This is a genomic window from Roseovarius gaetbuli (assembly GCF_900172365.1).
Classification (GTDB): domain Bacteria; phylum Pseudomonadota; class Alphaproteobacteria; order Rhodobacterales; family Rhodobacteraceae; genus Roseovarius; species Roseovarius gaetbuli.
Map to the genome: position 1 here is coordinate 1 of NZ_FWFJ01000073.1, position 9,491 is coordinate 9,491.

General features: G+C 61.9%; 7 protein-coding genes. 3 read left to right on the forward strand and 4 right to left on the reverse strand.

The features are described 5' to 3' along the window. The first annotated feature begins 298 nt into the window (after positions 1-298). Positions 299-1,813: a YifB family Mg chelatase-like AAA ATPase gene (locus tag ROG8370_RS18945; RefSeq protein ID WP_085828702.1), complete on the forward strand. Its 1,515-nt coding sequence runs from the start codon at positions 299-301 to the stop codon at positions 1,811-1,813. Here the strand turns inward: ROG8370_RS18945 and ROG8370_RS18950 are convergent. The 4 genes from ROG8370_RS18950 to rsmI are packed head-to-tail and all read right to left on the reverse strand — an operon-like array spanning position 1,779 to position 4,987. Then, complete coding sequence (locus ROG8370_RS18950; protein WP_085828703.1) at positions 1,779-2,696, reverse strand: alpha/beta hydrolase; 918 nt, start codon at positions 2,694-2,696, stop codon at positions 1,779-1,781. The two genes, ROG8370_RS18945 and ROG8370_RS18950, sit on opposite strands and share 35 nt — an antisense overlap. Continuing rightward, positions 2,693-3,628, reverse strand: coding sequence for a glutathione synthase (gene gshB, locus ROG8370_RS18955; protein WP_085828704.1), 936 nt, complete (start codon positions 3,626-3,628; stop codon positions 2,693-2,695). The genes ROG8370_RS18950 and gshB overlap by 4 nt, the downstream gene beginning before the upstream one ends. 59 nt (positions 3,629-3,687) lie before the next feature. Then, positions 3,688-4,098 carry a YraN family protein gene (locus ROG8370_RS18960; RefSeq protein WP_085828705.1) on the reverse strand — a complete coding sequence of 137 codons (411 nt, stop codon included), beginning with the start codon at positions 4,096-4,098 and terminating at the stop codon, positions 3,688-3,690. 28 nt (positions 4,099-4,126) lie between these two features. After that, positions 4,127-4,987 carry a 16S rRNA (cytidine(1402)-2'-O)-methyltransferase gene (gene rsmI / locus ROG8370_RS18965; RefSeq protein WP_085828708.1) on the reverse strand — a complete coding sequence of 287 codons (861 nt, stop codon included), beginning with the start codon at positions 4,985-4,987 and terminating at the stop codon, positions 4,127-4,129. Between the two features lie 87 nt (positions 4,988-5,074). On the opposite strand from rsmI, the gene ROG8370_RS18970 reads away from it, so the two are divergent. Together ROG8370_RS18970 and ROG8370_RS18975 are read left to right on the forward strand one after the other, a co-directional pair. Further along, positions 5,075-6,253 (forward strand): penicillin-binding protein activator, encoded by a 1,179-nt coding sequence (locus tag ROG8370_RS18970; protein ID WP_085828706.1) that lies wholly within the window; start codon positions 5,075-5,077, stop codon positions 6,251-6,253. A 37-nt stretch (positions 6,254-6,290) separates the two neighbouring features. Continuing rightward, the gene (locus tag ROG8370_RS18975) at positions 6,291-9,056 is read left to right on the forward strand and encodes a [protein-PII] uridylyltransferase (protein WP_085828707.1); all 2,766 of its coding nucleotides are present in this window, start codon (positions 6,291-6,293) and stop codon (positions 9,054-9,056) included. Positions 9,057-9,491: the final 435 nt, after the last annotated feature.

Below are 9,491 nucleotides of genomic sequence, written 5' to 3' on the forward strand. Positions count from 1 at the left end.
GATAGAAAACGCAGTGTTTGCCGGTGTCATATTGCATGATCGTACCCTCAGAAAAATGAGCCTCCGACCCGGCTGCGGCTCATTTTTCTGAGGGTACGATCATAAAGCGATTCTTTCACGCTGAAGCAGGTCCGACTGGAAGTCGGAGGGTTTGCTCCACGGCGTGGATACTGAACACCTAAGAAAATTCGCCGAATATTCTTAGGGGGGGGGCAGCGCCCCCTTGCGCCGTTAACCATTCTTAAACCACCTGCGCGCTAGGCATTAACCATGTTTAAACGCAGGATCGGGGAATGGCATGGTCGCACGCGCCTATACGGTGGCTTTTGAGGGCGTCGAGGCCAAACCGGTCGAGGTGCAATGCGCCGTTACCCCCGGCCTGCCCGCCTTTTCTCTGGTCGGCCTGCCCGACAAGGCCGTCTCCGAGGCGCGCGACCGGGTGCGCACGGCGCTGTCGTCAATGGCGATTGCCCTGCCCTCCAAACGCATCACCATCAACCTCTCGCCTGCCGATATGCCGAAAGAGGGCAGCCATTTCGACCTGCCAATCGCGCTCGCCCTGCTTGCCGCGCTGGAAATCATCCCGAAAGACGCCGCCGAGGGTACCATGGCCCTGGGCGAACTGTCGCTTGACGGCTCGCTGATCGCCGTACTCGGCGCTTTGCCTGCCGCCATGGCCGCCGCCGAAGAGGGCCGCATGCTGCTCTGCCCCAAGGCGTCGGGCCCCGAGGCCGCATGGGTTGGAAGCGTTCAGGTGATCGGCGCCGCCAACCTGGCAGACGTGGTGCGCCACTATACCGGCCAGGCGCCGATTGTCGCGTCTGAGCCTGGCGAAGTGACCGCCCCCCTCGCCGGGCGTGATCTGCGCGATGTCAAAGGTCAGGAGCGGGCCAAGCGCGCGCTTGAGATTGCTGCGGCGGGGCGCCATCACCTGATGATGGTCGGCTCGCCCGGATCAGGCAAATCCATGCTGGCTGCGCGCCTGCCCGGCATCCTGCCGCCGCTGACCCCGACCGAGGCGCTTGAAACTTCGATGATCCACTCTCTGGCCGGTCTGCTGAGTGAGGGCGGCATCAGCCGCACGCGCCCATTTCGCGAGCCCCATCATACCGCCTCCATGGCTGCCATTGTCGGCGGCGGTCGTCGCGCCAGCCCTGGCGAAATCAGCCTTGCGCATAATGGCGTTCTGTTCATGGATGAGTTCCCCGAATTCCCCCGTGGCGTTCTTGAAACCCTGCGCCAACCCATCGAAAGCGGCGAGGTCATGGTCGCGCGGGCCAATGCCCATGTGAAATACCCCTGTCGCTTCATGCTGGTTGCAGCCGCAAACCCCTGTAAATGCGGCCACCTGAGCGATCCCGCCCGCGCCTGTTCACGCGCGCCGGTCTGTGGCGAGGATTACATGGGGCGGATTTCCGGCCCTCTGATGGATCGCTTTGATTTGCGCGTCGAGGTGCCGCCGGTGGCCTTTCGCGATCTCGACCTGCCGGCCTCGGGGGATGCCTCTGCGGCTGTGGCCGCACGGGTTGATACCGCCCGAGAGGTTCAGGCCTCGCGCTTTGCCGATCATCCCGACATGCGGCTTAATGCCGATGCCGAGGGTCAGGTGCTTGAGGAGATCGCCAGCCCCGATGCCGAGGGGCGCACCCTGATCAACCGCGTCGCCGAACGCTTTGGCCTCTCGGCGCGCGGTTATCACCGGGTGCTTCGGGTGGCGCGCACGATTGCCGATCTCGATGGCTCGCAATCCGTGCAGCACCCACATGTGGCCGAGGCCGTCAGCTTTCGTCTGGCCGGGATGAAAGAGCTTTGATCCACCCCGCCACCTGGCGCAGGGTCACCATTGCCTCGGGCAAAAGCCCCTGAAACAAAGGCCAGACATGCGGCAGGTCATGTTCAACCCTACAGTCAACCGCCACGCCATCCGCATCAAGCCGGGCCGCCATGCGGCGGGTATCATCAAGCAATATCTCGGTGCTCCCGACCGCAAGCCAGACCGGCGGCGCCCCTTTGAAATCCGCATTCAATGGCGAAGCGCGCGGATCATCCGCATCCGCCCCCGCCAAATACCGCCGCCCCATTTCGGGCGCACGCGACGCGGGCAAGACCACATCGGCCTTGGCATTTTGCACAAGGCTTTCGCCGGAAAACGTCAGATCGGTCAGCGGCGAAAAGGCAAAACACCCAAGCGGCCGCGCCAAACCCAAGCGCGTGATTTCGCCCAATAGCGCAAGCGCAAGGCCGCCCCCCGCACTGTCCCCGCCAAGGATAACGCCGCCGGGATGGTCGGCGATCGCGCGGTATGCCGTCAAGGCGTCCTCGACGGCGGCCGGAAAAACATGCTCTGGCGCAAGCCGATAGTCGGGCAAACAGGCGGGCAAACCGCAAAGCGCCGACAAGCGCGCCAGCATCGCGCGATGGGTTTTGGACGAGCCGAAAACATAGCCGCCGCCGTGGAAATACAAAAGCACCGGCCCCGCCGCCGTGCCGGGCGCAATCGCCCATTGCACAGGCACCTCTTTGCCCTCATGCACCAGAACATCTTCGCGAAACACCGTGCCGCGCGGCGCACGAAAAAACAGCCGTGCCTTCCTCTCAAAGCTTTTGCGCAGATCGACCGGCGCTGCCGTGTGCGCCAGATGCGGCTTTTCCGTGATCCTGAGCCAGAGGTTCAGAACCGGGCAGATCAGGCTCATGCGCGCTTGGCCTCGATCACCTCCCAGATTTTTGCGGCGATGTTCACGCCGTCAAAACGCTCAAGCTCCTGAATACCGGTGGGCGAGGTCACGTTGATTTCGGTCAGATAGTTGCCAATCACGTCGATGCCCACAAAGACTTGGCCTTTTTCGCGTAAAAGCGGGCCGATGGTGGCGCAGATTTCAAGATCACGCTCAGTCAGCTCTACTTTTTCGGGGCGCCCGCCGACGTGCATGTTTGACCGAGTCTCGCCCTCGGCCGGAACGCGGTTGATCGCGCCCACCGGCTCGCCATCGACCAGAATGATGCGCTTGTCGCCATGTTTGATCTCGGGCAGGTATTTCTGCACGATCAGCGGTTCGCGGCTAAAGCCGGTGAAGAGCTCGTGCAGGCTGGAGAGGTTGCGATCAGATTCCGGCAGGTGAAACACCCCGGCGCCGCCGTTACCGTAAAGCGGCTTGAGAATGACATCGCCGTGGCGCGCGCGAAAGGCACGGATCGTGGCCAGATCGCGGGCGATCGCCGTCGGCGGCATCAACTGGGGAAAGTCCAGAATCAAGAGCTTTTCGGGATAGTTGCGCACCCAGAACGGATCGTTGACCACCAGGGTGCCGGGGCTCAGGCGATCAAGGATGTGGGTCGTGGTGATATAGAACATGTCAAACGGCGGGTCTTGGCGGAGCCAGACCACATCGAAATCAGCCAGATCAACCGTCGCCTCTTCCCCAAGACGGAAATGGTCGCCCTGAACCCGCTGAACGCTAAGCGGCCAGCCGCGCGCCATGATGCGCCCCTCGTCATAGGCAAGGTTATCCGGTGTGTAATAAAAAAGCTCGTGCCCGCGCGCCTGCGCCTCTTCGGCAAGGCGGAACGTGCTGTCGCCGTTGATATTGATCGGCCCGATCGGATCCATCTGAAACGCGATTTTCATACTTTGCCCCTTTGTTCAGGTCTGCCACTTACATGCGGCATGGGCGGCAAAGGTGCAATTCAGAAATGACCAAAGGCGTTCTCGACGATCTCGACCGCGCCCGATCCGTCGACCGCCGCAAGATCAAAGCGCACCGAGGCAAGCTGTCCCTCGGGGGTCTGGCCAAGATATTCCGCCGCCGCCTCGACAATGCGGCGGGCCTGTGCCGGGCGCAGCCGTGCCATGGCGAGATCAATCGTCGCGGCTTTTTTGACCTCGCAAAACACGTAAACCTCGGCGTCGCGCAGGATAAGGTCGATTTCGCCGCCCTGCCCGCGCCAACGACTGTGCAGGACCGCCACGCCGCGCGCGGCGTAGGCGCGGATCACGCCAGCTTCGGCGGCCTGTCCCGAAAGATAGGCGCGTTGGCCTTTCTCTTGACGCAGCACTGCGACAGAGGCCTTGGTATGATCACCCTTGCCCTGATCCAATTGTCCCGCGCCCTTTCACGCCAAACCCCTAATCGTCGCCCGCCAGTTGGAGCGCACGTTGATAGACCTGCCGCCGGGGCAGACCAAGCTCGGCGGTGACCGCATCGGCGGCGTCGCGCACCGACAACCGCTCAAGCGCCTTGCCAAGGGCCAAGTCTAGATCCTCTTCGCTAACATCTGTTGAACGCTTGCGATCAATGATCACCACGATTTCGCCTTTGGGCGGGCTAGCGGCACAGCTCGCGGCGAGTTCGTCAAGCGTGCCGCGCCGGACCTCTTCGAACTTTTTGGTCAACTCCCGGCACATTGCCGCCTCGCGCGCACCGCCCAAAACAAGCGCCGCATCGCGCAGCATTGCCGCCACCCGCTTGGGCGATTCGTAAAACACCAGCGTCGCGGGCACCTCTGCCAACTCGCCCATCACGGTTTTGCGCCGCCCCGAGGCATTCGGCAAGAACCCCGCGAACAAGAACCGGTCGGTCGGCAATCCCGCCAGCGTCAGCGCCGTGATCACCGCAGACGGCCCCGGCGCCGAGATAAGATCATAGCCTTCGGCCACCGCCGCACGCCCAAGATCAAAGCCGGGATCAGCCACCATCGGCGTACCCGCCTCAGAGGCATAGACCACCGACTTGCCCTCGGCCATTGCCGCAAGGATGCGCGGGCGCATGCGTTCGCCGTTGTGATCGTGATAGGCCCAGAGCGGGCGGTCGCCGATCGGCACGCCGTGAATTTCCATCAAATGCCGAAGGCTTCTGGTGTCTTCGGCGGTGATCACATCCGCCGAAGACAGAATATCCAGCGCGCGCAGCGTGATGTCGCGCGCGGTGCCGATCGGTGTCGCGATCAGGTACAGGCCGGGGGCCAGTTTTTGCTTGTTAAGATTCACCACTGGACCCGCCCTCTCTGACGTTTATTATCGTCCGCAATCGCGTCTGGCCTCTGGCAAAGCGCAAAAAGGGAGTGAGACCATATCATGTTCGCCGTTTTAACCGTTGTCCGCAAGCCATTCACCCGCCTCTTTGTGGTCTTCGCTGCCCTCTGGCTGGCCGCCTGTCAACCTGTATCGCTCGCCAACACCGGTAGCGCACCCACGACACCAGGCGCCCCGATTGCCGTGGCGCTTTTGGTGCCGCATGGCTCTGCGAGCCCGCAGGAGCAGCAATTGGCGCGTGATCTGGAAAGCGCGGCACGCCTTGCGGTGTCTGATCTGGCGGGCGTCAAGATCGACCTGCGGGTTTATGGCACAGCCGGTCAGCCGGTGCAGGCACAAACCGCCGCCCTCAACGCCGTGGCCGATGGCGCGCGCATCATCGTCGGTCCTCTGCATGCCGAATCGGCCAATGCCGTGGCGGTTGCCGTGGCCGACAAGAACGTCAACGTTCTGACGTTTTCCAACAATCCGACCATTGCCGGCGGCAATCTTTTCATTCTGGGACAGACCTTTCAGACCACGGCGAACCGGCTTGCCAGTTTCGCCACTCGTCAGGGCAAGTCGCGGATCATGGCGGTCTATTCCAACAACCTTGCAGGTCAGATTGGCCGCGCAGCCATCGAACAGGCCGTGCGCGACAACGGCGCGACCCTTGCAGGCAGCATCGGCTATGAATTCTCGCAAGAAGGCGTGGTCAGCGCCATCCCTGCCATTCGCACCGCCGCACAGACCAATTCCGCCGACGCGATCTTTATGACCGCCAACACCGCCGGCGCGCTGCCGCTGTTTTCACAGATGCTTCCCGAATCCGGACTTGGCCCCGACAAGATGCAGTATATCGGCCTCGCCCGCTGGGATACCCCGCGCCAGACGCTTGACCTTCCGGGGGTTCAGGGCGGCTGGTTTGCGCTCCCCGATCCACAGCGCACCGCCCAGTTCAACAGCCGTTTTCAAAGCGCGAACGGCAATGTCCCACACCCGATTGCCGGGCTTGCCTATGACGGCATTGCCGCCATCGGCGCGCTTGCCAAATCCAACCAGCGTGATGCAATGGGGCGCAATGCACTCACCCAATCGGCCGGGTTTCAGGGCGTGAACGGGGTTTTCCGCCTGCGCTCGGATGGCAGCAACGAACGCGGTCTTGCCGTGGCCACAATCCGCAACAAACAGGTCGTCATCCTGTCACCGGCCCCGCAAAGCTTTGGCGGCGCAGGGTTTTGATGTCACAGGGTTTTGACGGGGGTCAAACAACCACAGCATGACACAGACCATCACCCGCCGGGACGATCTTATCTGTCCGGCCGACGATATCTTTGACATCAGCGCAGTCCAAGCGCGGCTCAAACAAGCCGTAAGCGAGACTGGCGGCGACATGACGGCGCTGCGCGGCGCCGTCGTCGAGGTGCTTGGCGGCGAAATGAAACGTGGCCGCGAGGCGATTGCGGCGGGCTTTGCCGAGCATCCGTTTGCGGCCCGCCCGGTCACCCGCGGCTATTGCTGGCTGACCGATTGCGTGATCCTGACGGTGCTTGATATCGCCACCCGCGTGATGCACCCGCTGCCCAACCCGACCGAGGCCGAGCGCCTTGCGGTCTTTGCCGTCGGTGGTTACGGGCGCGGCGAGATGGCACCGCAATCGGATGTCGATCTGCTGTTCCTGACGCCCTACAAGATCACCCCCTGGGCCGAGAGCGTGATCGAATCGATGCTCTATGTCCTGTGGGATCTGCGCCTCAAGGTCGGCCATGCAAGCCGCACGATCCGCGATTGTCTGCGTCTTGGGGCCGAGGATTACACGATCCGCACCGCCCTGTTGGAAAACCGCCACCTGGCGGGCGATGCCAAGCTCGCCGAAGACCTTAACCGCCGCCTCTGGGACGAGCTTTTCAAAGGCACCGAACGTGACTTTACCGAAGCCAAGCTTGCCGAACGCGACGCGCGCCACGAAAAGCAGGGCGAGCGGTATATGGTCGAGCCGAACGTCAAAGAGGGCAAGGGCGGATTGCGCGATCTGCAATCGCTGTTCTGGATCGCCAAATACCTGCACCGGGTCACCGATGTCAGCGAACTTGTGGCGCTTGGCATGTTCACCGACGATGAATTCAACACCTTCGCCAAGGCCGAAAATTTTCTTTGGGCGGTGCGCTGTCATCTGCATCTGATCACCAAGCGGCCCAATGACCAGCTGACCTTTGACATGCAGGTCGAGGTTGCCGAGCGCATGGGATATGCCGATGCCGCCGGGCGGCGCGGGGTCGAGGTGTTCATGCAGGAATACTTCCGCCACGCCACCTCTGTCGGCGATCTGACGCGGATTTTCCTGACCAAGCTTGAAGCGACGCAGATCAAGTCAGAGCCATTGTTGCAGCGCCTGTTCCGCCGCCGCAAAAAGCTCAAGGATGGCTATACCGAGGTGCATGGCCGTCTTGCGATTGTCGATGATGCGGCGTTTCTGTCCGATCCGCTCAACCTGTTGCGGCTGTTTGAAGAGGCGCTGCGCACCGGGCTTTTGATCCATCCCGACGCGATGCTTCTGGTCACCGCCAACCTGAACCTGATCAACGACAAGATGCGCAACGATGCGCGCGCACCCAAGCTTTTCCTTGATCTCCTGCTCAAGCATGGCAACCCGGAACGCGCGCTGCGCCGGATGAACGAGCTTGGCGTGCTGTCGGCGTTCCTGCCCGAATTCGAGCCGATCGTCGCGATGATGCAGTTCAACATGTATCATCACTACACGGTCGACGAACATATCATCCAATGCATCAGCCACCTCGCCCAGATCGAGCGCAGCGAATTGATCGAGGAACTGCCGGTATCCTCGACGATCCTGAAAGAGGGCCTCAATCGCCGGGTGCTTTACGTGGCGCTTTTGCTGCATGATATCGGCAAGGGGCGGGATGAGGATCACTCGATCCTCGGTGCCAAGATTGCGCGCAAGGTGGCGCCGCGTTTGGGGCTGAAGCCGAAAGAGGTCGACACGGTGGAATGGCTGGTGCGCTATCACCTCCTGATGTCGGACATGGCCCAGAAACGCGATATTGCCGACCCGCGCACGGTGCGCGACTTTGCCAAGGCGGTGCAGACCCGCGAGCGGCTTGACCTGTTGCTTTTGCTGACGGTTTGCGACATCCGCGGCGTGGGGCCTGGCACCTGGAACAACTGGAAGGCCTCTTTGCTGCGCGCGCTTTATCGCCAGACCCGCCGCGCCATGGAAGGCGGGCTAGAGGATCTCAACCGCGAACAGCGCGGCTCGGATGCCAAGCGCAACCTGCGCGAGGCGCTGAGCGGCTGGGACGCCAAGGATCTCAAGGTCGAGACAAGCCGCCACTATCCGCCCTATTGGCAGGGCTTGCATGTCACCGCCCACGAGGTCTTTGCCCGGCTTCTGCGCGGGCTGCACGAGGATGATATCGCCATTGATCTGGCCATCGACGAGGATCGCGATGCCACCCGCGCATGCTTTGCGCTTGCCGATCATCCGGGCATATTCTCGCGCCTTGCCGGCGCCCTGGCCCTTGTCGGCGCCAATGTGGTCGATGCCCGCACCTATACGTCCAAGGACGGGTTTGCCACGGCGGTGTTCTGGATTCAGGATGCCGATGGCCACCCGTTTGAATCAAGCCGCCTGCCGCGGTTGCGCCAGATGATCCACAAGACGCTTCTGGGTCAGGTGGTGGCGCGCGACGCGATCAAATCGCGCGACAAGCTCAAGAAACGCGAACGCGCCTTCAAGGTGCCGACGCATATCACCTTTGATAATGACGGCTCGGAGATCTACACGATCATCGAGGTCGACACCCGTGATCGCCCGGCCCTGCTCTATGACCTGACCCGCACGCTGGCCGCGGCCAATGTCTATATCGCCAGCGCCGTGATCGCGACCTTTGGTGAACAGGTGGTCGATACCTTCTACGTCAAGGATATGTTCGGCCTGAAATTCCACTCCGAAGCCAAACGCCAGGCGCTGGAACGCAAACTTCGTAGCGCCATCGACGAAGGCTTCGAACACGCCACCACATGAACCCGCCTCTGTGACACGGGCGCTCTCCAAATCCGTAGGGTGGGTGAAACCCACGCTCCCGGACCATAAAGGGTCTGTCCACATCGCATGTTGCTCTGCTATGCGGACGAAGCCGCCGTTGAATGCCGGGCGGCGCCTGACCGCGGGTGGGCGTACATCCGGTCGCAACTGACGCTTTATCTTGCACCTAACTTCCAACGATTTCTTTGGAGTTCAACACTGCAAAAGCGCCCGCCCATGGGGCGGTCGGGCGCTGCCCGGCGGCGCGATGCGCCTTGCTCCGGGCATTAGGGCAAAGTCTGTTATGGGCGGCGGTTTCAACGGGTCGATGCAACACTTTAATCTTTTGAGAGAGATGGAGTGATCATCATGAAGTATCGTCGCCGCATATTCTTCACGGACAAACAGAAGTCAGATATCTGGGATCGTTGGCAA